General features: G+C 30.7%; 19 protein-coding genes. 15 read left to right on the top strand and 4 right to left on the bottom strand.

What is annotated here, in order from left to right:
• The first annotated feature begins 2 nt into the window (after window positions 1-2).
• From D6200_RS01250 to D6200_RS01240, 3 genes are read left to right on the top strand one after another with little or no spacing between them, the layout of a single operon-like run.
• Window positions 3-329, top strand: a complete 327-nt coding sequence (locus D6200_RS01250; RefSeq protein WP_073181181.1) for a hypothetical protein — start codon at window positions 3-5, stop codon at window positions 327-329.
• A gap of 3 nt (window positions 330-332) precedes the next feature.
• Window positions 333-971 (top strand): alpha/beta hydrolase, encoded by a 639-nt coding sequence (locus tag D6200_RS01245; RefSeq protein WP_073181182.1) that lies wholly within the window; start codon window positions 333-335, stop codon window positions 969-971.
• A gap of 55 nt (window positions 972-1,026) precedes the next feature.
• On the top strand, window positions 1,027-1,998 hold the full coding sequence (locus D6200_RS01240) for a sterol desaturase family protein (protein ID WP_047789215.1): 972 nt from the start codon (window positions 1,027-1,029) through the stop codon (window positions 1,996-1,998).
• A gap of 37 nt (window positions 1,999-2,035) precedes the next feature.
• On the opposite strand, the gene bcp is transcribed toward D6200_RS01240, so the two are convergent.
• A complete protein-coding gene (bcp, locus tag D6200_RS01235; protein WP_047789216.1) occupies window positions 2,036-2,488 on the bottom strand; it encodes a thioredoxin-dependent thiol peroxidase in 453 nt (150 codons plus the stop codon).
• Between the two features lie 109 nt (window positions 2,489-2,597).
• On the opposite strand from bcp, the gene D6200_RS01230 reads away from it, so the two are divergent.
• Window positions 2,598-3,254 carry an endonuclease III domain-containing protein gene (locus D6200_RS01230; RefSeq protein ID WP_073181183.1) on the top strand — a complete coding sequence of 219 codons (657 nt, stop codon included), beginning with the start codon at window positions 2,598-2,600 and terminating at the stop codon, window positions 3,252-3,254.
• Window positions 3,255-3,492: 238 nt separating this feature from the next.
• On the opposite strand, the gene D6200_RS01225 is transcribed toward D6200_RS01230, so the two are convergent.
• The gene (locus tag D6200_RS01225) at window positions 3,493-4,074 is read right to left on the bottom strand and encodes an RNA polymerase sigma factor (protein WP_173360714.1); all 582 of its coding nucleotides are present in this window, start codon (window positions 4,072-4,074) and stop codon (window positions 3,493-3,495) included.
• Window positions 4,075-4,598: 524 nt separating this feature from the next.
• Here D6200_RS01225 and D6200_RS01220 point away from each other — a divergent pair.
• The 3 genes from D6200_RS01220 to uvrA all read left to right on the top strand — a co-directional run bounded on the left by D6200_RS01220 (window position 4,599) and on the right by uvrA (window position 10,631).
• Window positions 4,599-5,678 (top strand): linear amide C-N hydrolase, encoded by a 1,080-nt coding sequence (locus D6200_RS01220; RefSeq protein WP_083574743.1) that lies wholly within the window; start codon window positions 4,599-4,601, stop codon window positions 5,676-5,678.
• A gap of 237 nt (window positions 5,679-5,915) precedes the next feature.
• The gene (locus tag D6200_RS01215) at window positions 5,916-7,646 is read left to right on the top strand and encodes an FAD-dependent oxidoreductase (RefSeq protein ID WP_047789219.1); all 1,731 of its coding nucleotides are present in this window, start codon (window positions 5,916-5,918) and stop codon (window positions 7,644-7,646) included.
• Between the two features lie 192 nt (window positions 7,647-7,838).
• Entirely contained in the window at window positions 7,839-10,631 is a 2,793-nt protein-coding gene (gene uvrA / locus D6200_RS01210; RefSeq protein WP_073181186.1) for an excinuclease ABC subunit UvrA, read from the top strand.
• Between the two features lie 84 nt (window positions 10,632-10,715).
• Here uvrA and D6200_RS01205 read toward each other — a convergent pair whose 3' ends face one another.
• Entirely contained in the window at window positions 10,716-11,801 is a 1,086-nt protein-coding gene (locus D6200_RS01205) for an HmuY family protein (RefSeq protein ID WP_047789221.1), read from the bottom strand.
• Between the two features lie 11 nt (window positions 11,802-11,812).
• Window positions 11,813-13,954, bottom strand: coding sequence for a TonB-dependent receptor plug domain-containing protein (locus D6200_RS01200; RefSeq protein WP_073181189.1), 2,142 nt, complete (start codon window positions 13,952-13,954; stop codon window positions 11,813-11,815).
• A 94-nt stretch (window positions 13,955-14,048) separates the two neighbouring features.
• Here D6200_RS01200 and D6200_RS01195 point away from each other — a divergent pair, with 94 nt between their 5' ends.
• The 8 genes from D6200_RS01195 to D6200_RS01160 all read left to right on the top strand — a co-directional run bounded on the left by D6200_RS01195 (window position 14,049) and on the right by D6200_RS01160 (window position 25,434).
• Window positions 14,049-14,951 carry a DUF6607 family protein gene (locus D6200_RS01195; protein WP_073181191.1) on the top strand — a complete coding sequence of 301 codons (903 nt, stop codon included), beginning with the start codon at window positions 14,049-14,051 and terminating at the stop codon, window positions 14,949-14,951.
• A gap of 80 nt (window positions 14,952-15,031) precedes the next feature.
• Complete coding sequence (locus D6200_RS01190; protein ID WP_073181193.1) at window positions 15,032-17,455, top strand: TonB-dependent receptor; 2,424 nt, start codon at window positions 15,032-15,034, stop codon at window positions 17,453-17,455.
• A 6-nt stretch (window positions 17,456-17,461) separates the two neighbouring features.
• Window positions 17,462-18,955 (top strand): ankyrin repeat domain-containing protein, encoded by a 1,494-nt coding sequence (locus D6200_RS01185; RefSeq protein ID WP_073181195.1) that lies wholly within the window; start codon window positions 17,462-17,464, stop codon window positions 18,953-18,955.
• A 109-nt stretch (window positions 18,956-19,064) separates the two neighbouring features.
• Window positions 19,065-19,496 (top strand): DUF2271 domain-containing protein, encoded by a 432-nt coding sequence (locus D6200_RS01180; RefSeq protein ID WP_394364652.1) that lies wholly within the window; start codon window positions 19,065-19,067, stop codon window positions 19,494-19,496.
• Window positions 19,497-19,523: 27 nt separating this feature from the next.
• Window positions 19,524-21,701 carry a PepSY domain-containing protein gene (locus D6200_RS01175; protein ID WP_206337264.1) on the top strand — a complete coding sequence of 726 codons (2,178 nt, stop codon included), beginning with the start codon at window positions 19,524-19,526 and terminating at the stop codon, window positions 21,699-21,701.
• A gap of 213 nt (window positions 21,702-21,914) precedes the next feature.
• Complete coding sequence (locus D6200_RS01170; RefSeq protein ID WP_047789227.1) at window positions 21,915-22,130, top strand: hypothetical protein; 216 nt, start codon at window positions 21,915-21,917, stop codon at window positions 22,128-22,130.
• 32 nt (window positions 22,131-22,162) lie between these two features.
• Window positions 22,163-23,257: a hypothetical protein gene (locus tag D6200_RS01165; RefSeq protein WP_073181199.1), complete on the top strand. Its 1,095-nt coding sequence runs from the start codon at window positions 22,163-22,165 to the stop codon at window positions 23,255-23,257.
• A 146-nt stretch (window positions 23,258-23,403) separates the two neighbouring features.
• Window positions 23,404-25,434, top strand: a complete 2,031-nt coding sequence (locus tag D6200_RS01160; protein WP_164505154.1) for a sensor histidine kinase — start codon at window positions 23,404-23,406, stop codon at window positions 25,432-25,434.
• Window positions 25,435-25,436: the final 2 nt, after the last annotated feature.

Genomic DNA, 25,436 nt, shown 5'->3' with positions numbered 1-25,436 from the left:
TCATGGAAAATCTAACAGTAAACGAAGGAAAAACTGAAGCAATTATTAGCCACTTCACAATTATAGGACTTATCATAGCTTTCGTTTTAAACATGAACAAAAAAAATGCTTTTGCTAGTTTTTACATTAGGCAAATGCTAGGGCTAAATATATTGTATATGGTGAATATGTGGATTGTTTATAAATATTTAGGAAATACAATAGGTTGGGCTGTAGGAGTACTATTATTTGTACTTTGGTTAATTAGCCTTTTAGCAGTTTTAAAAGGAGAAAAAAAGCTTGTACCAGTTGTTGGAGAGCAATTTCAAAACCTATTTAAAGGAATTTAATACATGAGTTTACAACATATTGTAAGAGAGCCTAAAACCTCTAACGCTAACCCTCCTTTATTAATTTTATTACACGGATATGGTAGCAACGAACAAGATTTATTTTCATTTGCAGAAGAATTACCAGACGATTTATTAATTATAAGTGCCAGAGCTCCTCATGATATGGGTTATGGTGGTTATGCTTGGTATGCTATAAATTTTGATTCAGTTAACGGTAAATTTTCTGATTTAAAACAAGCAGCTGAATCAGTTGATAAGATTGCTTCTTTTATAGACGAAATCAAACAGAAATACAATACCAACCCTGATAAAACATTTTTATTAGGATTTAGCCAAGGAGCTATTTTAAGTTATGCGCTAAGTTTTAAATACCCTAACAAAGTACAACATGTAGTTGCTTTAAGCGGTTATATTAACGAAGAGTTATTACCTACTGAAATAGACAACTCTATTACAACAGATTATTATATTTCTCACGGAACTGTAGATCAAGTCCTTCCTATAGATTGGGCACGTAAAGCTCCTATTATACTGAAAGACTTAAAGTTAAAAAATGAATATTCAGAATACCCCGTAGGTCACGGAGTAGCTCCTCAAAACTTCTATAGTTTTAAAAACTGGATCGTGGAAAGACTATAAATTTTAACAGTTAAATTGATTAAAATTAAATATTTTTGCAATCTAAAAAAATAGCATGAGCAACATATTCAATCAAGATATATTATACTACTGGAGTGCTCCTTTCTTCATTTCAGTAATTTTAATTGAAATGTACTTTAGTTATAGAGCTAAAGCTAAAAACTACGATTTTAAAGACACAGCTACTAATGTTTACTTTGCTTTAGTTAACTTTAGCTTAGATTTACTAATGAAGGTTGTTTCTTTTGCCATTATGGGATTTTGTTATCAATACAGAATTATCGACTGGGAAGGTAACATGTCATGGGCATATTGGTTATTAGCTTTTATTGGTCAAGACTTTTTGTACTACATACACCATTATGTAGATCATCATTCACGATTTTTCTGGGCTGTACACGTAACACATCACAACTCTGAATTTTACAACATTTCAACTGGTTTTAGATCTCCAGTTTTACAGCCTTTGTTTAGGTATATGTTCTTTTTACCGTTAGCTTTTCTAGGTGTTATGCCGTTGCATATTATGTTTGCATATGCCATGAATCAAAACTACGGAACCTTATGTCATACTAACTTTATTAAAAGTAAATTAGGTTGGTGGGGATATATTTTTGTAACTCCTTCTCATCACAGAGTGCATCATGCTTCAAATACCAAATACCTTGATAAAAATATGGGAATGGTCTTAATTATTTGGGATCGTATTTTTGGAACTTTTCAAGCTGAAGAGGATGAAACTGAATATGAAAAATTACGTTATGGTTTAACCAAACCATTAGAAGACAAGGGACCTATTAACATTATCTTCCATGAATGGAAAGAAATTTTTAACGACTTCTTTAAACGAAAAAAGAATTTACCTTTTACAACACGACTAAAATACGTGTTTATGCCTCCAGGATGGAGTCATGATGGTAGCACTAAAACAAGCAGAGAATTACAAAAAGAACTTGCCTCCGCTACAGAAGTAATAAAACCTACAGAAGAATTTAGGGTAAGTCCACAAAAAATAAAAGTCGAGTAAATACTCGACTTTTATTTTTTATTAAATAGATATACTATTATTTTAATATCTGATTTGCGTGTTCCTTTGTTTTTACTTTCGTAATTACATCTTCAATTACTCCTTTCTCATCAATTACAAAAGTAGTACGGTGAATTCCATCATATTCTCTTCCCATAAACTTTTTAGGTCCCCAAACACCAAAAGCGTTGATTACATCTTTACTTTCGTCTGCTAATAAAGGAAAAGGTAATTCATTTTTATTGATAAAGTTTTGCTGACGTCTTGCTGAGTCTGCACTCACCCCTAAAACATCATAGCCTTTTGCTAAAAACGTTTTGTAATTATCACGTAAGTCACAAGCTTCAGCTGTACAACCAGGTGTGCTTGCTTTCGGATAAAAGAACAATACTAGTTTTTTCCCTGTATAATCAGAAAGCTTTACAGTATTTCCTTTTTCGTCTACTGATTCAAAATTTGGTGCCTTATCTCCTATTTTTAGTGTTGTCATATTATATTCTTTCAAAGTTATTATGTCAAAGTTACAAAGTTGATTTTGATTATCCATAAAACATACGAAGCTTCTTTGTACCTTTGATTTTTTCAAATTTTATAAAGCAATGACGAAAGCAGAAAAAGTCCAGTTTGTTATAGATACTTTAAAAGAATTATATCCTGAAACTCCCATCCCTTTAGACCATAAAGACCCATACACCTTGTTGATTGCTGTATTGATGTCTGCTCAAAGCACCGATGCACGTGTAAACACCATTACTCCTTTATTATTTGAAAGAGCTGATAATCCGTACGACATGGTAAAGCTTACTGTTGATGAAATTAGAGAGATTATCAAACCAGTTGGCTTGTCTCCTATGAAATCAAAAGGAATTCACGGTTTATCGAAAATTTTAATTGAAAAACATAATGGTGAAGTTCCTGTTGATATGGATGCTTTAGAAGAATTACCTGCAGTAGGACACAAAACTGCTAGTGTGGTAATGTCGCAAGCTTTTGATATTCCTGCTTTTCCTGTAGATACCCATATTCATAGATTAATGTATCGTTGGAATTTATCTAACGGAAAAAGTGTTGCACAAACTGAAAAAGATGCAAAACGTTTATTCCCTAAAGAATTATGGAATAAATTACACTTACAAATTATTTATTATGGACGTGAATATTCTCCTGCTCGAGGTTGGAAGCTAGAAAATGATATTATCACTAGGACAGTTGGAAGAAAATCGGTAATAGACGATTATAATAAAAAGAAAGCATAAAAAAAGCCCCAACCTTGTTGAAGCTTTTCCCACTCTTAATTCAAATTCAATTCAATGAGATAGTTTGATTTTGTTTTAACTACTGTTAACGATTTGGAAAAATTAATCAAATATTGAACTGTTTCTTGTTTAGGTTCCATTTTAAAGTCAGGAGACTTCTTAGAGTAAACTTGCATCATATATTCCCTTATTAATACTTATTATCAATGATTTAACGATGCTTTTTTTTAAATATTGTTTAACTAACTAAGATAATTTTATTTTTTTCAATTATTTTTCTCAAATTAATTAAAGCATAACGCATCCTACCAAGTGCTGTATTTATACTAACGCCAGTATTCTCTGATATTTCATTGAAACTCATATCGTTATAAATACGCATTTTTAAAACCTCTTTTTGTTCTTCGGGCAACTCTTCAACTAATTCTTTAACATCATTTAATATTTGTTCTTTTATTATTTTTCCTTCTGCATTCAAAGTTCCATCACTTAATACCGAAAAAATATCAAACTCTTCTGTATTATTAAACGTAGGCATGCGATTGTTTTTTCTAAAAAAATCAATAATTAAATTATGAGCAATACGCATTACCCATGGTAAAAACTTACCTTCTTCGTTATAATTTCCTTTTTTTAGCGTTCTTATAACCTTTATAAAGGTGTCTTGAAAAATATCTTCTGTAGTATCTCTATTTTGTACTTTACTATAAATAAAGCTATAAAGTCGTTGTTGGTGGCGTTTAATCAATAATTCTATGGCATATTCATTACCATTTATATAGTTCTTTACTAATACACTATCATCTACAATGTGCTGCATAATAATTACTTTTTTTAAAGAGCAACTAACTAGTACTCTTTTTGTTAGGGGATATTAAGTTATAAAAGTAATTATTTTACTATAAGCTATTATTTATTGATTAATAATGAGTTACAAATATTAAATTTTTTATTAATAAATACAAAAAAAACTATAAAAAAAGAGAAAAACACTATCGTTTTTTCAATAAAACCACTTGAAATTGGTATTTCTTATTACTTATCTTTTTCGATTATATTAAGTATATAAAGACTGATATTTCAACTGTTAACCCAAAAGGAAACATTCATTATATTTTCCATCCTCATCTGTTATATCCTTTAAAAAGAATAGAATTAAAAGTCATTTTATACCGTCTTAAAATCTATAGAGTCCCCATTTAAAAAACAAATTATACATACTCAAATACCTTACGTTTATAACCAAATATTAGTATGGTCAAGCCCTTCATTTAAATACATAGCTTTTCTCCCTATAGTTTTGTAATTATAAAATCAATATTAACCCCCGAAAAATTTAAAACTATGTGTACAAGAATATTTAACAATTTTAGTGCAGAAAACAATTATCTAACTACAGCAAGAAATATGGATTGGGCTACCCAAATGCCTACCACTATTTTTGCTTTTAGAGTTACTCCTCAAAACCCAATGCTTAAATGCGGAACAGAAATTGAAAATGAACATTCGTTAATATGGGAAGCACAATATAGCAGTATTGTAACTATGGTGGGTACCAAAGCTCCTTTTGGTGCATCTGATGGCATCAACTCTCAAGGACTCGTCGCTAATCTATTATACGACAGTGGTGCTTCTTACAATAGAGAAGATGGTAGCTCTTGTAAAAATTTAGATGTTTTAAGGTGGGTACAATTTGTATTGGATACTTGTTGCTCAGTTTCTGAAGTGGTTGTAAAATTTAGTAAAGAAGCTGAAACTCAAATTCAGTTAATTGGAGGAAAAGTTCCTGGTTCTAATAAAAAAGCTTCTTTACATCTTGCTGTTTCTGACCTTCATGGTAAATCTGCCATTATTGAAGTTCATAATGGAAATTACATCATTTATGAAGATCCTGAATTTAGAGTAATGACTAACGAACCTTCTTATGCCAAACAAATTGAACTAAATCAATTTTGGCGTTGGCAGTGGAATGATAAAAATAACTTTCCTAGTAATACTTTACCAGGCGGTCCCTTTCCTTCTGATAGATTTGCCAGAGCTTCTTATTATCTAAATCATTTATATGACACTACTAGTAATTCTGATTCTTTAACTCAATCAAAATCAGTTGTTATGAATGCTTCTGTACCTGTTAATTTCAAATCAACTTTAGAAAAATATCCAAACATCGCACAAACTTTATGGACAAGCGTTGCTTCTCACAACAACCTTACCTACTATTTTTGTAATGCTAGAACCATGGGAGAAATTTATATGGATTTGAATAAGATGAATGATTTCCCTAGTGCTGTTTCTAAACTTATTGTGGTTTCTGAAAACGATGAACATGAATTTATAAACCATGAACTATACGGATATCAAAACGAAAATTTCACAAAAACTGTTGATCCATTTGCTATGACAGCTGTACTAGCGGATAAATAAACTCTTTTAAAACTTTATATTAAACAGTTGTAATTTTTACAACTGTTTTTGTAACAGTAAAAACATTTAATTGAATTTATTTTTGGTAGAAGCTCTTCCTTATTCAAACAAACTCACTTTCTGCTTATACCCTTTTTCAATTACTTAAATTAAATATTTAATCATTTAAAGAACTCTTTCTTAAATACACATAGGTGCTAATTATTTTTGAGTTTTAATCCTTAAACTACAATATCTATGAAAACTGACATTCAAGAAGAAATTAATACGCTACTTAGAGAAAACATTGACAACTTTTTAAAAGAAATCCAAAAGTCGTTACCTTCAAATGTAACAATATCTACAAATTGGGGGAGTCTAGATAATGTTTACGAACATTATAAAAATAGTCATATTTTCAATAGAAGATTGCAATTCAACCCCTTTGTAATTGTTTATTGCGAAAGCCCTGAAGACGTACAAAATACATTCAAAGCTGCAAAGAACAACAAGCTCCCTTTCAAAGTCAGAGCTGGAGGTCATGATCACGAAGGCGAATGTACTGGAACTAATATTGTGTTAATAGATGTTTCTAAAATGAACTATCCCGAACATGATAATGAAAAAGTTTATATTAAAAATATTGACGGAGAAAAAATCGCACATATTCGTCCAGGTATTCGTTTTAAAGACCTAACTTCAAGACTCGCTGACCAAGACGTTATGATTCCCCACGGTACTTGTGCTACTGTGGGTATTGCTGGCTTCACCATGGGTGGTGGCTGGGGACCATGGACTCGTAAATATGGCATGTGCTGTGAACGTTTAGTCGGCGCTACCATTTTGTTAGGAAACGGAGAGTTTGCAGAACTCAATGAAAAAAATGGTGAGATTCCTGATTTACTTTGGGCATTAAGAGGTGGTGGAGGCATGAGTTACGGAATTGTAACCGAACTTAGAATTAAAACTTTTGAACTACCTAAAATATTACATCGCTTCAACGTCGTTTGGAATCCGTATTCCGATTTAAATCCAGATAAAGTTGAAGAAAATATTCCTACTATTGAAGTGCTAAAAAAATGGGAGGAAATTATTCAACCTAACAACTCACCTCAACTTATTGGAACCAACTTAAAAGTGAGTGCAAGGTCGTGGGATGAAAACACACCTATTCCTTATAAAACTATCTATCTTAATTGCCAATTTAATGGGTATTGGGAAGGAGATGAAATAAGCTTAAGGGAGTTTATAAAAGATAACTTTAAAGGTGTACTTGCTGTTACAGATAATATGTTAACTATTGAACCTGCCACAGGTGCAGATTTTGAACATAAAAGCAACTACGGTGAACACCTAATGAGTTCATGGGACAGGGAGTCTTTTAATGAAATTAAATTATCCATGCTCCCTCCTGAGTTATTAATGGGGACACCGCTACAACCAGATCTAGATCTACCTGCACCACATAAAATAACTTCAAGACTTGTTGATAAAAAAGGTTTAGGAGAAGAAGGGCATCAAAAACTAATTGAAAGCTTGTGCTCTCCTCTATTAAATGAGCATAACAGAAAAAATACTATTACATCTTATATTACCTTAGGAGCTATTACAGGTGAATTTTACAAAAAACACCCTGAGACCAATAGTGCTTTTCCTTACAATGACAAACAATATACCATACAATACCAATGTTGGTGGGAAGCTTTAGATGCAAATATGGATCCAGCAATTAAAAAGTATATTGAAGAAAAAATAAAAAACTTCCAAGACAATACTTTATATGATTACACCAATAGAGCGCTAGATTGGATTGAAGTATGTAGAGATTTTGATATCCCAAATACCTCTGGCGCATTTATAAGCTTTAAGGATAGTTCTATTCCTACTAAAACATATTTTGCCCAAAACTACAATGAACTTATTAGGATTAAAGAACAATACTCGAAAGATCCTTATAATCATTTCAGAACAAGAAAAACAATAATATAAATCTACTTCTCCCCTTCTTAATGAAGGGGATTTTTTTACTATTTTCGAAAAAACAACAAATAGATACCTTATTTTCTAAACATTATATATTTAATCTAAGTTTTGTAAAAGAAAAGTCCTTGATATTTACATTGAGGTTATAATGTAGAGTTAATAGAAAACCGTACTTTTATAGTTTATTTTTTCGAGTATATGAAGACTGATATTTCAACTGTTAATCCAAAAGAAAATATTATAATAAAAGGAGCTAAACTGCACAATTTGAAAAACATTGATGTAGTTATTCCTCGTAATAAATTAGTAGTTATTACTGGACTTTCTGGTTCAGGTAAATCTTCTCTAGCTTTTGATACTTTGTATGCTGAAGGACAACGCCGTTATGTAGAAAGTTTAAGTTCGTATGCTCGTCAGTTTTTAGGAAAACTACACAAACCAAAAGTTGATTACATTAAAGGAATTGCTCCTGCCATTGCTATTGAGCAAAAAGTTAACGCTACTAATCCACGTTCAACAGTTGGTACATCTACAGAGATATACGATTATATTAAATTATTATTTGCTCGTATTGGTAAAACCTTCTCTCCTATTTCGGGTAATGAAGTAAAAAAACATACAGTTTCTGATGTTATCAATCATGTAAAAAATTTTGAGGAACGTTCAAAGTTATTATTACTTGCTCCTATACATATTAATAAAGACAGAGATATAAAAACTGTTTTACAAGTACTAACACAGCAAGGATATGCTCGTTTAAAATATCAAGATACCGTATACAGAATTGATGAGTTTCCTGTAAAAGATTTTAAGGGAAATGAATTACAATTAGTTGTTGATAGAATTGTTGTAAAAGACGAAGAAGACTTTTACAACCGTTTGGGAGATGCTGTACAAACGGCTTTTTTTGAGGGAAAAGGTATTTGCTATATCGAAAACCTATCAGATAATAGTACTGTTGAATTCAGTAATAAATTTGAATTAGACGGAATTTCATTCTTAGAGCCTAACACTCATTTATTTAGTTTTAATAACCCATACGGAGCTTGTCCAACCTGTGAAGGTTACGGAGATGTAATTGGTATTGATGAAGATTTAGTAATTCCTAACACAGGATTATCTATCTACGAAGATGCTATTTTCCCTTTTAAAACAGATAGTTACAAAAAATATAAAAATGATTTAATTCTAAATGCTTCAGCATTCGGGATTTCTATTCATAAACCATGGTTTGAACTTACTGATGAACAAAAAGACTTGGTTTGGAATGGAACAAAAAAATTTAAAGGGATTAATCATTTATTCAAAAAATTAGAAGAGAAAAGTTACAAAATTCAAAACCGTGTAATGCTTTCTCGTTACCGCGGAAAAACAAAATGTACTGAATGTAACGGAAAACGTTTACGCAAAGAAGCCAACTACGTTCAGGTATACGGTAAAACTATTGATGAATTAGTAACCCTACCTCTAGATGAATTAGCGGTATTCTTCAATAATATTGAATTAAACAAATACGAAGAAAAAATTGGTAAACGTTTACTTACCGAAATTAACAACCGTCTCCAGTTTTTAACAAATGTTGGTTTAAGCTATCTAACATTAAACAGAACATCTAATACGTTATCTGGTGGAGAAAGTCAACGAATTAATTTAGCTACTTCGCTAGGAAGTTCATTAGTAGGCTCTATGTATATTTTAGATGAACCAAGTATTGGATTACACCCAAAGGACACGGAAAGGCTCATTGGCGTGTTAAAAAACCTACGTGATTTAGGTAACACCGTAATTGTAGTTGAGCATGATGAAGACATTATGAAAGAGGCCGATTATATTATTGATATTGGCCCAGAAGCAGGGACTTATGGTGGAAATGTTGTTGCCGAAGGAACTTTTAAAGATATTCTACAATCCGAATCGCTTACAGCTAAATATTTATCAGAAGAGTTAAAAATTGAGATTTCTACAAGTAGAAGAACATCAAAAAATTCTATTGATATTATTGGGGCTCGTGAAAATAACTTAAAGAACATTGATGTTTCTTTTCCGCTTAACAACTTAACCGTTATTACTGGAGTTTCTGGTAGTGGTAAAAGTACCTTAGTTAAAAAAATCCTATATCCTGCTATGCAGAAGAAACTGGTTGGATATGGTGAAAAATTAGGACAACACACGGATGTCACTGGGAGTTTTGATTTGTTAAAACATGTAGAGTTTATCGATCAAAATCCTATTGGCCGTTCTTCACGCTCTAACCCTGTAACGTATATAAAAGCGTATGATGATATTCGCAAGCTACTTTCGTCTCAAAAACTATCTAAAATAAGAAATTACCAACCTAAACATTTTTCTTTTAATGTAGATGGTGGTCGATGTGAAGTTTGTAAAGGTGAAGGAGAAGTTACTATTGAAATGCAGTTTATGGCTGATGTACATTTAGAATGTGAAACTTGTGGTGGTAAACGCTTTAAAAAAGAAGTTTTAGAAGTAACTTTTGAAGGAAAATCGATTGATGATATTTTAAACATGACTATTGATGATGCCGTTGCTTTTTTTACAGAACACAAACAAACCAAAATAGCTAAAAAATTAAAACCTTTACAAGATGTTGGATTAGGTTATGTACAATTAGGCCAGTCATCTTCTACCCTTTCTGGTGGTGAAGCACAGCGTATAAAACTAGCTTCGTTTTTAGTAAAAGGAAATACCAAAGACAAAGCTTTGTTTATTTTTGATGAACCAACTACTGGATTACACTTTCATGATATTAAAAAATTATTAGCTTCTTTTAATGCGCTAATTGAGCGAGGACACTCAATTATTGTTATTGAACACAATATTGAATTGATTAAATGCGCTGATTATATTATTGATCTTGGTTTAGAGGGTGGAAAAAAAGGTGGAAACTTAATCTTTGCAGGCACCCCTGAAGAATTAGCTAAAAATAAAGAATCATACACCTCTAAGTATTTGGCTGAAAAACTCATTAACTAAACCTTTTTAACTAGAAAAGCCACCCAACCTTTCGGTTAGATAGCCTTTCACAACAAAAATTAACAAAATTTAATAAATAAATCTTTACTTTAATAAGCTATATACAAACTCAGGATAACCTCTTTCTCCTGCATCATTTGTTAATGCTAAAAACTTTAACTTATATAAATTTCCATCAGTATCTTCTATTACATAAAAAACATTGTCTTTACGAGAAGGTAAAGAACTAGGACCTCCTCCTGCCCTCCAACTACTACCGATAGCTGTTTGAGTATTACCAAAATTTTCTACTTTTACATCTGTTAAGGTAAAATCATTATATGTATAACTTTCTTCTTCTGTATCTATCATATATCCTTTAACATTTGATTTTATATTATTTACTACAAAATCTGGAAATACATACGGACCATATCCAGGTAATAAGTTTGTAAAAATTGTAAAGTTTAAGTCCCAGTTTTCTTTCATTGGCTCAACATTAACTTTAGCTTCTGTATTAAAGCTAAAGAATGTAAAGTGATACCCTTCTGTTTTTGTTATTACAATTTCTTTATGCGTAGTAGCATCTAAATCTGCATACTGTAAAACATAAGCATCTCCTTCTTTTAAAACTCTAATTTTTTTCCAACCTCTTTCATCTCCATTTGCAGAGTAGCTACCTGTAGCTGGTTTATCTGTTGCTACTTCATAACCAAGGTTTACTAAATATACTTTATTATTAGCCTCTGTTACTTCAATTTCAGCAATTGCCGTTTTTGTTATATCTCCACTAGGATGATCAACAAAAGGAGCACTTTCATCAGTATATGTATTCGTTCTTACTAAAGGCTGTAAATCTTTTACTTCTTGGGTTGAAGAGCTAACAGCATCTATATCTGTTGTAGATAATTTAGCAGCCGCCATAGATATTGAACCATTAATAACAACTCTAAACTCACTTCCAGAATAAAATCCTAAATCCCAAGAGTCTCTCTTTATCTCTGTTGTTGTATTCGTACTTAAGTCAATATATACTTGATTTGGTTGATTAGGCCCACCTACTCCTGGACTTACTTCTGCTCCTTCTATTACCACTTTTATTGGTTCAGATGGTAAATCATTATCACTTCCACAACTAATGAAAGAGTACATAGTTGTTAATAATATGAGTGTGAAAAATTTGTTTTTCATTGTTATTAATTTTAAAATTTAATATTATATAATAGTTTTAAATAGTATGAACGACCATAGCCTAACAATAGAGAATTATTGTTTGTTGAATGTGCGCCTGTTGTAGCTGCGTTACTTACATTAACACTGGTAACATCAAATAAATTTCTGGCTCCTATTGTAGCTTGTAGTTTTTTGTTTAAAAATGATTTTTGCACAGAAGCATCCAACCAATTATAAGCTTGCGTAGTTGTTTTTGTGAAAGTTGAGTTTTTATTTTCATCTGTACCTGAAGCTATATAATTTTGTTGTTCTCCGTTATGCTTTAATAATAAAGTTATTATTGTATCCCATTTTTTTATTTTATAGCTAGCACTCGTAGTTAATTGAAAGGAATACAAAAAGTCATTTTGTGCATTTATTTCATTGTTAGCTACCTGAGCTATTCCTTGTAAATTAGCTCCTAAATTAAAAGACCAGTTATTTGCTTTTATTGTATTTCTTGAAGAGACCCCCCATAGTTTATAAGCATCAACGTTTATGTATTGATATTGTAGAGGTGACGAATTAACAATTGCTAAATCTATTTTATCTTCCAGATTTAAATAGTCTATTTTTAAACTATTTAACAATGCTATATTAGAATCGTCAAACCAACTTCTTTTCTTTAAATTAATGGAAGCAGAATATCCACTTTCTGGATTTAAATTTTCATTTCCTCTTACGTCATGATTAGAGTCAACAAAATAATAATATAGTTCTTGAAAACTTGGAGTTCTATACGAAGTACCTATATTACCTCTAAGTTCAAATCCATTTTTAAATAAATAACGAGCACTTAAGGAGCTTTGTAATTTAGAATGAAATAAAGAATTGTATTCATACCTTAAGCCAGGACGAACCATTAAGGCATCTGAAAATTTTACTTCAGAAGAACCAAATAAAGCATAGTTACCCTGAGTACGTGTTTTATCTTGTTGAGTAACCTCACCAGAGGCCTGCGTATCGAATCCTTCTATATAACGAGCTTCATAACCTAACTGAAAATTATGACGATTACTTTTTATAAAGTTTGAAATAGTACCTTTTGAAAAGAAAACATTGCTTGATTGATATACTTTATCTTCCTCATTTGTTTTATTTCCAGATAAAATAAAATAAGTAAACTTATTTAAACGTCGTTTTTGTGTTTGATAAGAAGCTGAGAAGGAATAAGGGCTCCCCGATGCTAAAACCCCATTCAAATTAATATTATTTACAAATCTCTCTGTTTTGAAAACACGATCTAACGCAAACGGATTGCTAGTTTGTGAGTCTACATCAATATTGTCATCAACTTTTGGATTGTAAAAGTTTACATTATCATTGTAATAATTAAATTTATAACTCAAATTAAGTTGATCTTTTTTATAATTCAAAAAACCAGTGGCATTTATCTGCTCTTTCGGCAACCAACTATACCCCCTTAGTAAATCATTCTTATAATAATCTCTTCCTTTTCTATCATCTAAAAAACCTGTAAAATCTGTTCTATTAAAACTCACTCTACCAAACCAGTTTTCAGAAAAATTATGAGCCACATTAACACTCTGTATATGTTTACCCTCATTAAATAAAGCATACTCATTACTTACAGTTTCTTCTTGTATTGCTGCTTGAATGTTCCATTTATTTTGAGATGATTTTTTTGTTATAATATTAATTACTCCCGATACCGAATTAGCTCCGTACTCAACTCCCATCGCTCCTTCAACCAATTCTATACGCTCAACATCATCTAAATTTATTTGAGTTAAATCAATGTTATTTCCAATTCCGTTATCACTAACTAACGGAACGTTATCTATCAAAATATTAAAGTATTGAGAATCTAAACCAAACATTGAAATAGTTGATTTACCTGACTGAGAATTTGGTATAACTGTTAAGTTTAGTTTAAAGTTTAATACATCCGCTAAATTATTAGCTGCTTGACTTTCTATTTGTTTTTTATCTATGATAGTTACATTATATACCGATTTTTTTATCGATTTAGGATTATACTGCCCTGTTACAACAACCTCTTCCAATTTATTATAATGAGTACTATCACGTCTTACCTCTTCTTTTTCTTGAGAAAAGACTTGACATGCTAAAAGCATCAATAAAAAAACCACTTTGTTATTTAGAAACATTCTTAATAATTTTCTGCAAATATATTCTTTATTTTTAACCAATCTAAATAAAAGTTATATTTTTGTCAAAAAATAAATTCAAACAAAACTCACGATGAAAAAAATATTTTTAGGTGGTTTATTAATACTATCTGCACTTACAATTAACGCTCAAAACAAGAAGAAAAAAGATAGAGCAGCTATAAAAAAAATGTGTGGTTGTTATGAAGTTACTTTCAACTTTGCTGAAACATTTAACTTTAGTAAAGACTCTCTATACAAACCTTCCAAAACAAAAACAGATAAAGCTTTAGAGTGGGCAGGTTTAATTGTTGACGAAAATGATAAAATTTCAATTCAACACTTACTACAGGTAGGAAATCCAGCAAATCCTCATATTGTAAAACATTGGAGACAAGATTGGTTGTACGAAAACACTGATTTTTACATGTTCAATGGAAATAACAATTGGCTTTATAAAAACAAACCAAAATCAGAAGTAAAAAAACAGTGGACACAAAAAGTATATCAAGTAGACGATAGTCCACGATACGAAGGCTCTGGTACTTGGGTACATGTAGACGGAAAAAGTTACTGGGAAAATACTACAGATGCACCCTTACCAAGAAGAGAATATACCAAAAGAAGCGATTATAATGTAACTGAAAGAGGTAACCGTCATGAAATCACAAACTATGGTTGGTTACACGATCAAGATAACAAAAAAATCATAAGAGAAGAAGGTAAAAAAGATATTGTTATAGCTCATGAAAAAGGGTACAACACCTACGTAAAAGTAGATGATAATAAATGTAAAGCTGCTCAAGACTGGTGGAAAAAAAACAGTGTGAAATGGCAAAAAGTTAGATCTAAATGGGATGAAGTTTATGGAAGAAACACTAACCTCTCTTTAGAAACTAAAGTAAACAACAAACCTTTATACAAGCATTTATTCTCCGAAAAAGTATCTGAAGAACAACAAATAAATGAAACAATAGAATCTTTTGTAAAAAAATAAAAGCGTTTCAAAGCATTTTATAGTTATACCCAAACGAAAAATTAAATATTTTAAAACAAATCTCTCAAAGAGGAAAAAAAATGAGAATTATTGCAACCGTACTACTTTTATGTAGTTGTATTCAAACAATGTATAGTCAAGCAACCCTACAAGGAGTTGTAAAATCAGAAAACAATGAAACTATTCCTTATGCGAATGTATTTATTAAAGGAACTAAATTAGGAGCCGAAACCAATGAAAATGGTCGTTTTACTATAACAAATGTTCCAAACTCTAATCATAAGCTTATTGTAAGCGCTGTAGGATTCAATCAATCATCACAAAAAATAGTGGTAAAAGGAGACATTAAAAATTTAGTTTTTATTTTAAAATCAGACACTCAACTTGATGAAGTTGAACTTTTTGGAGCAAGAGATAAAAGAGCTGAAAAACTAGAAACACTTACTAGACTACCTTTAGCTCCTAATGAGCAATTACAAAGTATTTCAGTCTTATCACATAAACTTATCGATCAACAAAACGCTTTAACTCTAAGCGATGTTACCAAAAACGTAGCCGGTGTATATACCTTTGCCACCTACGGAAACACCAAAGAAAGTATGTCTTTAAGAGGTTTTAGAGGAATTCCTTTATTAAAAAATGGAGTTCGTATAAACTCAGATTTTAGAGGAACTGGAATTATTACCGATATGGCTGGTGTTGACAACATTCAAGTATTGAAAGGAATATCTGCTATTAGCCAAGGTTTAGGTGGTGATTTAGGTTCTGCTGGTGGTGTTATTAATGTAGTGACTAAAACTCCTAAATTTTACACAGGTGGAGAAGTTACTTTTAGAGCAGGTAGTTTCGGGAAATTACGTCCTACTTTTGACGTTTATGGATCTATTGATACCAATAAAAAACATGCCTTTAGAATTGCTGGTTCTTATGACAAAGCAGACAGTTTTAGAGACCATGTTGGTTCTGAACGTTTTTATGTGAACCCATCATACGCTTGGAGACCAGATGAGAAAACTACCATTACATTAGAAATGGATTACATGCATGATAGTAGAACTCCTGATCAAGGAACTCTTAACTTAGGAACTTATGATGTAAACAACATTTATAAATTACCTAACAATAACTTTATGGGATATGATTCTGATAATGTTACTACCAAAAACCTAACCTATGCCATTAGAGCAGATAGAAAACTAACTGATAAAATAAGCATAAAAGCAGGATATTTTGTTTCTGATTTAGATATAGATACTGAAACTTCTTACGCTTTTCAAGGAGACCCTAGAAATGGTTTACCTGTTTTACCAGACAACCAACGTTATAGAGAGTATTATGCTTCTGGAAGAAAAGATAATAATAGTGTATTACAATTAGATTTGGTAGGAAAAGATATAGAAACAGGCTTTTTAAAACATACTTTTCAAATTGGTGCAGACTTTAGAACTTCTGAATTTGATAATATAGCCTATGCTACACAATATGCTTCTAACAATAAATACGCAGATATTATAGATGTGTTACAGCCTATAGATAATACACTTCCTAACGGAGTTAACATTACACGAAACCCTGCAAGAGATTCAGGATCTAGAACAGAGTCATATGGAATTACGGTACAAGATAAAATAAGCCTCACAGACTGGGCAGATATTTTCTTAGGATTACGTTATACCACTATGAAAAGAACTAGAGGTAGCTTTATAGGTAGACCTTTAGATGAATCTAAAAGTGATGATGCCTTTAATCCGTTATTAGGTTTTAATTTAAAGCCTAATGAAAATATTATCATTTTTGGTTCATATGCTAGCAGCTCAGATCCTAGAACTTCTTTTTATACGGATGTTGACGGTAACGAATTAGGTACAGAACGTTGGGATCAAATAGAAACAGGGATAAAATCTACTTGGTTTAATAATGCTTTACGTTTTAATGTTACTACATTTTATACCTCAAGTAAAAATTTAAACTTACCTGTTTATGACAATGCTGGTAATAGTTTAGGTTATTATACACAAGGAGGTGATGATGTGAGAAATGGTGTAGAAGTAGAATTAATAGGTCGTATCCTTCCTAATTTAGAAGTTATAGGAGGATATTCTTATTTAGATGCTAAATACAAGGATCATGCATCATATTACTATAACTCAAGACCTATTAACACTCCAAAACATACGGCAAATTTTTGGGCACGTTATGCATTTAAAAAATCTTTAAATGGTTTATCTATCGGTGCCGGGGCTTATTACTTAGGAGAACGTCCGCACAATGTGTGGTCTAGAAACTATACGCATACAGGGGTTACTCCTGATACAAAACCATTCGATTTAAAATCGTACACTACAGTTAATGTACAGGCTTCTTACAAATTTAATGAGAAATTAAGTATTGATGTATTTGGAAATAATATCTTTGACGAAATAGGCTACAACGCCTACCGTACAAGTTATATTAACAGAATAGAGCCTGCTAGTTTTGGTTCAACATTACGTTATAAATTTTAATTTATTATGAAAAAACAACATATAATATTTGCCTTTGTACTTTTTATGAGTACAATTCAAGCGCAAACAAAAAATATATTTTTTGAAAGATCTTTTTGGCAAGAAAAACCTACTATTCAACTCGTTGAAGAAAAAATAAAAGAAGGAAATAGCGCAACAGCATTAAACCCAAATGGGTTTGATGCTGTTACCTACGCTATCTTAGCCAGTGCTCCAAATAAAGTAATCAAACATTTACTTACTAAAAAAGGAAATGATGTTAACAAGATAACACACGATAAAAGAACTTATGTTTTTTGGGCTGCCTATAAAAACAATGTTGAAATTATGAAGCATTTGATAGCCAATAATGCTCGTATGGATTTAAAAGACTCTCATCAATTATCTCCGTTAACTTTTGCGGCGAATGCAGGGCAAACAAATAAAGAAATTTATGAACTTTGTATTCAAAACGGAATTGATATAAAAACAGATGTTGACGAGCACGGGGCTAATGCTTTATTATTAGTACTACCAAGCTTAAAAGATTTATCGTTTGTGGACTACCTTACTTCAAAAGGGTTGAGCGTACATAATGTTGACAAAGATGGGAATGGTGCTTTTAACTACGCTGCTAAAAAAGGTAATAAAGAAATTTTAACTCTTTTAATAAAAAAAGGATTGCCTTATAAAAACCTAAATAAAAAAGGAGGTAATGCTATGTTATTAGCTACTCAAGGTTCTCGTAGCGGTTATAATTCTTTGGAGTTTTTTAAATATTTAGAAAGTTTAGGTATCAAACCAAACATAACTAATAATGATGGAAAAACGCCACTTCATAATTTATCTCGTGGTAACAAAGATTTAAATACCTTTAACTACTTCCTTGATAAAGGTGTAAATACTAATCAAATTGACGATAACGGTAACACTCCTTTAATTATCGCATCTAGTAGAAACTCTTTAGAAATTGTTCAGTTATTATCAGAAAAAACAAAGAATATTAATCACACTAATAAAAAAGGACATTCAGCACTTACGTATGCTGTTGAATACGACTCAGAAGCTGTGGTAGATTATTTAGTAAAAAACGAGGCTGATATTCAAGTAAAAGATGATAAAGGAAACTCTTTAGCTTATTATTTAGTTAAAAGTTATCATCCTAAAAAAGTGAACGATTTTAATGAAAAAATGAGTCTTTTAGCCAATAACGGATTAAACTTAACACAACTTCAAGCCAATAAAAACACATTGTTTCATATTGCTGTAGAAAAAAACAACATCGATTTACTTAAAAAAATCAACACTTTAAAAATTGATGTGAATGCAAAAAACAATGAAGGTTTAACCCCACTACATTTAGCTGTTATGCAAGCTAATAATACTGATGTAATTAAATATTTATTAAGTATTGGAGCTAAAAAATCAATTACTACTGATTTTGATGAAACGGTACACGATTTAGCTAAGGAAAATGAAATTTTAAACAGGAAAAATATAGATATTAACTTTTTAAAATAAACTTATGTACCAAGTCGTGTGTAAATACAATTACACACGATTTGGTATTAAAATAAATCAATAAAAAATGAAAAAAATCATAGCTCTTTTTATTACTGTATTCACAATAATGGCTTTTAACATAAATGATAGTGCCACATATAAATGTATGATTCAGATGAAAAATTATACTGGTGAAGGTGCATATATTGCTATTTCATTATTAAACCCTAATGGAGAATACGAACAAACATTATACGTTCAAGGTGATGATGAAGAATGGTACTCTGACATTACCGAATGGTGGAAGTTCCAAGGAAAAGTTCGTACAGATATTGACGCTATCACAGGAGCGACAATTAGTGGAGGTAACAGAGCGATTACCGTATTAAAAATTGACAATGATAAAATTGACAAAGGGTATAAAATTAGATTTGAATCAGCTGTAGAAGATCAAGAATACTACAAAGACGATGTAGAATTTGAATTAACTACCAACAACCTTAAAGGTAAATTTGAAGGAAATGGATTTATTCGTTACATCCGTTTAATGCCTCAGTAATTTTATCAATAGAAATAGCTAACAAAAATGACCACTTCTATATGGAGATATAGCCACTTAACATTGGCTATATCTTCTTTTCTTTTTTTACTTGTTGCTTCATTAACAGGTATTATTTTAGCTTTTGAACCTATTTCAAAACAGCTTTCAGACTATAATATTTCTAACACAAAAGAAATTACACTTGCTCAAACAATTTCTGTACTGCAAAAACAATATGACGAAGTAATTTCTATCACTATTGATGAGAATGATTTTGTATCAGCTTCGGTAGTTACCAAAGAAGGAAAAAGTGACACATTTTATGTAAACCCAAACACAGGTGAAAAATTAGGTGATATCGAAAAAAAGAAACCAATTTTTCAGTTTGCCACGAGCTTACACAGATCTTTATTTTTGAAGTCTACAGGAAGATTTATTGTTAGCTTTATTTCTTTTTTACTTTGCTTAATTGCTATCACAGGACTCATTCTAATTACTAAACGACAAGGAGGCTTTAAAAAGCTTTTTTCTAAAATTGTAAAGGAAAATTTTGAACAGTATTACCATATTATTATTGGTCGTTACACGCTTATCCCTATCATTATCATTACATTAACAGGTGTATATTTATCGTTAGATAGGTTTTCTGTTTTACCTGTGGAAAAAATTAATCACTCTTATGATTTTTCTTTAGCTTCTTCAAAAGAAAAAATAACACTTCTTGAATTTCCAGTATTTAAAAACACTACTTTGAATGAAGTAAAAAGTGTTGAGTTCCCTTTTTCTGAAGATGAGGAGGATTACTTTTTTGTGAAACTAACCGATAGTGAACTAATCATTCATCAATATACAGGAACCATCATTAGTAAAGAAAATCTTTCGTTAACCAGCATACTTTTAAATTGGAGTTTGTTATTACATACAGGAAACGGAACTATTGTATGGTCAATTATATTGTTACTTTCTTCAATATCTATCCTGTTTTTTATCTATTCAGGCTTTGCAATGACTTTCAGCAGAACACAAAAAAGATCGTTACCTAAAAATAAAACTAAGAAAGACAATGCTGAAATTATCATATTAGTAGGCTCAGAAACAAACAACACCTACCCTTTTGCTTCCTCTTTACACAATGCTTTAATCAAAAAAAGCATCCCAGTTTTTATCGATATCTTAAACAATTACACTTCGTACAAAAATGCGAAACATCTAATTATATTAACTTCAACTTACGGAGAAGGTGAAGCTCCTTCTAACGCTTCTAAATTTTTACAACTATTTCAACAAACAGCTATTCAAAATAAGATTAACTATTCAATAGTTGGTTTTGGCTCCAGAGCATATCCTCATTTTTGTCAATTTGCTATTGATATAAATAGTAAACTACAACAACTCCCAGAGTTTACACCTCTGTTACCTGTTTATAAAATTAACAACCAGTCTTTTCAAGATTTTAAAACTTGGGGACATTTATGGAGTAAAAAAACTAACATACAGTTTGAACTAACACAAGAGGTAAAAAAGCATAAAAAACAACAAACTTTCACCACAGTTTCTAAAACTGATCTAAACAACGACGATTCTTTTTTAATCCGTTTACAGCCAACAAAAAAACTTCGTTTTAACTCGGGTGACTTGTTAGCTATAACTCCTAAAGAAGACAATATTGAACGTTTATATTCTGTTGGAAAAATAGATAATGACATCATACTAAGTATTAAAAAACATGACCTTGGAGTGTGCTCTAACTTACTTTATCAACTAGAGGAAAACGAAATAATTCAAGCAAGCATTCAACAAAATAAAGACTTCTATTTTCCTAGGAAAAAGAAAGAAGTAGTCTTAATTGCTAACGGAACAGGTATCGCCCCTTTTTTAGGAATGCTGCAACATAAAAACGGCACAAAAGCGCATCTATTCTGGGGTGGTAGAACTAAAGAGTCGCTAAGAATGTACGCTCCTTTGTTAAAAAACATAGAGAAAAATAACATTCATATTGCTTATTCTCAGGAAAAAGAAAAAGAATATGTGCAAGATTTATTACTAAAAAAAGAAACTACAATTACTACTGTTTTAAAAAACGGAGGAACTATCATGATTTGTGGTTCTATCAAAATGCTAAAAGGCGTTGAGAAGGTATTAGAACAAATAACTTCAACTAAACTAAACACATCTTTAGACTACTTTAAAAAGAAGAATCAAATTAAAACAGATTGTTATTAATAGATAAAAAACAGCTTCTCTGTTGGAATACAACCAAGATATTTAAATTACCCAATTATCAGGTTACTACTGGATAATTGGGTATATTTTTTCTACATTTAATTGCCTTTCCTATAAAAATCAACGAATTCTAATTTATCTACTACGAATTCTAATTTACTCCAAATCTACCTGTACTTCTGTGGTAATTTTGATCATATAAAAACAACAATTATGTGGTCAAACAACAATTATTCATCAGTATTAAAAATGTATTTAGAAAAATACACAAGTTTAAAATTACAAATAAACACAAGCGGATTAATCGCTTCCGTTGAAAAACAAGAAAACGGTCAGTGGATTAACGACCGAAACCTTCCTAACATCTTAAACAAACTATCAACTAGTATAAATTTAGGAAAGGATGTAACCATCATTCTACAACAATAACAGTAACTATATTAACCTTAAAACAAAAAACTATGAAACAAAACATTTTAAAAGTAGGTACAGTAATGGGATTACTACTACTAATCGGAGTATTTTCTAGTTGTGATAACACAAAAAATGACAACAAAAATCAAGAACAGGGAAACATTGCTACCACAGAGGAAACTATTGAAAAACTAGCTGTGGAATACAGAAAACCCATAGTATTTATTACAGGAAATGACAAAGGAAACAGCCATTTTTACGATAGTGCCAGAGTATATTTCAAAGAAAAAAACTACGAAATAATTAATGGCAAATATTCAGTAGAAGAAATTATTTCTTGGATGAACAACAACACTACTGAAAATCCTTACGGAGAAGTTCATATCGTAAATAACAACAACCCTTTTAGAGCAATGAACTTAGAAACTGTAGTTAATGGAGATAAAGTAACTGCTGAAACGTTACAAAAAACAATTACTAAAGGTGCATTACCTTCTGTAAAAAGTGAAGCTATTACTGATGACACTAGAATTATTTTTCATACCAATCAATTGGCAGAAAACACTGATTTAATAAACACTTTAAAAAGTGCTTTTATAACTGAAAACAAAATTCCTCAAGTAGTTGCATCACCATACTACAATGTTTTTGGAGGAGAGTTTTCTAACCATTATTTAGCTCAACCGTACTATGTATTTTATCCAACAGCAAACTCTCCTGGTAAAGTAGATTTATCAAAAGAAATCGCTAAAAAATATCCAGAAGAAAAAGAAATTGCTTGGTATGACGCTTTAAATAATGAAAGAGAGCGTTATGTGGGAGAGCCTTATACTATTCAGTATACCATTCCTGTAAATCTAGAGTTAGATTACCATAACTCTGATAACGAAATTCCTCACTTTGTAATGCAAGAAGAAATTATGGATTTTATTGCAAGCGAAGAAGCTTTAATGAAAGAAGTTGAAAAAACAAATATTCCTGTAGAGAAATTTAGATGGACCTATATTGTAAAAAACAGTCAGTTAATTATAAAAGGTAAATCTTCTGCTCTATGTGTTTTAAAACCTTTAACGAAACCTTATGGAGAGTTAGAACATGTAAAACCAGATACTAATAATAAGCGTTTATACGCTATGAAATAACTAATAATTGTTGAACAAACGTCATTACGAACCTAGGAAAACCTCATAATAAAAGTAATTACTTCAACCTCCTTCCCTTCGTAATGACGTTTTATTTAAGTACTTTTGTTATGATGAAAACCCAATATCATATTACAAAAACAGCTATGAGAAACAATTTTGTATTGAGTACTCAAAAACACTCAGTACAAAATTTTGTTTTTTTACTACTTTGCTGTTTTATCTGTGGTCTGATAAATGTTTCTGCCCAAAACCAACCTTTAAAAACCTATACAAAAAATAATGGGTTACCTAGTCTACATATAAATAGTGGCGCTCAAGATAAAACTGGTTATGTATGGTTAGCTTCTAACAACGGACTAATTCAATTTAACGGAAATGAGTTTACTACTTTTACTACAAAAAATGGATTAATTTCTAACAACGTTAATATCATTTCTTCAAAAGGAAATACTCTTTTTATAGGTACCGATAAAGGTTTAAGTATAAAAAAACATCATGGATTTACTAATTTTGAAGGCAACAATGTTAACTGCATTTTAACCGTTAAAAACCGTACTTTTTTAGGTACTAATAAAGGGATTGTTAGAGTTCGTGAAAACTATCTCTCTCCTCTTCGTACCAACTTTCAAATTGATTTAAATCAGATAAACGATATGTTATTTGATGGAAAGTTTTACTGGATAGCTACTAATAAATCTTTGTGGAAGCTTGATAAGCTTATCAATCCTAAAGTTTTAAAAAGAATTGATGTAAATAATTACACTTCTCTTTTAATTAACGAAAAAGCGATAATTGCAACCACTTATAACAAAGGCCTTAAATTCATTAAAAACAACGAAGTTGAAACACAAACCATCACTGCGCAAAATGTTATTGAAATTAAAAAAATTAATAATCAATTTTGGATTATCTCTGAGGATAATGGTATTGAAGTACTAGATGCTAATTTTAATTTCGTTAAAAATATTAATAAATATAACAGCTTAACTACCAATAAAATTACCAGTACCTTTCAAGACAACGAAAATAACACTTGGGTTTCTACAAAAGATAAAGGAGTTTACTTTATTAAAAGTGACAAACCAATACAAAAAAAGCCTTCCATTTCTTTTGAAAATATTGAGGTAGTTTTTACTCCTATAGATAGCATTAACATCAATAACTACGCTAAAACTCTAAAACTCCCTGCAGATAAAAACCATATCTCTTTTTATTACAAAACAATAAATATTAGTAACTCTAATAAATTGGAGTATCGCTATACGCTCAACAATCAAACCAGTCCTTGGAGTACTAAAAGCGCTATTGACTTAGCTTATCTTTCTCCAGGAAATTATACTTTTTCAGCTCAATCAAGAATTGGAAAAATAGAAAGCACTCCTATTGAGTTTAATTTTTATATTGATACTCCTATCTATAAAAAAAGTTGGTTTATTTGGTCTACCATTGGAGTAGCCAGCATAATTTTAACACTCATTGTTTGGTCATATATCAGAAGAATTCAAGCTAAAAATAAAGCTAAAGTTGCAAAGTTAAAACTGGAAAATCATTTGATATCTCTAGAGCAAAAAGCCTTACAACTTCAAATGAATCCGCATTTTATTTTTAATGTTTTAAATGGAATTAAGGCATTGGGTAACTCAGGAAAATCAGTTGAATTAAATACAACCATTAGTAAATTTGCTACACTTTTACGTGGTGTTTTACACAATTCTAGACAAGAAGAAATTAGCTTAGCTGAAGAAATTACCACACTAAAAAATTATATTGAGCTAGAACAGCAAATAAACTCAAATACCTTTGAATATTCAATAACCACAAATCTTTCTATTGAACCTGAAGAAGTTCTAATTCCACCAATGCTAATACAACCTTTTGTTGAAAACAGTATAAAACACGGAATCTCTTCTGTTGAAAATGGAAAAATTAGGATCAGTTTTTCTATAAAAAATAATCTTTTACATTGTGAAATAATAGATAACGGTATTGGTATTCATCAATCAAAAGAATTGAAAAAAATAAGCTCACATAAATCGGTAGCATTAAAAGTTACGCAAGAACGAATTCGAAACCTGTCAAAAAAGGGAGCTTTTTCCATTATTGAATTATATAATGAAGGAAAAGTAACAGGAACTAAGGTACTATTTGAAATTCCTTTAAAAACTGATTTTTAAAA

This window comes from Tenacibaculum mesophilum, assembly GCF_003867075.1.
GTDB classification, from domain to species: Bacteria; Bacteroidota; Bacteroidia; order Flavobacteriales; family Flavobacteriaceae; genus Polaribacter; species Polaribacter mesophilus.
Note: the sequence above shows the minus strand (reverse complement) of the source record. Positions and strands in the feature narration are given on the sequence as shown.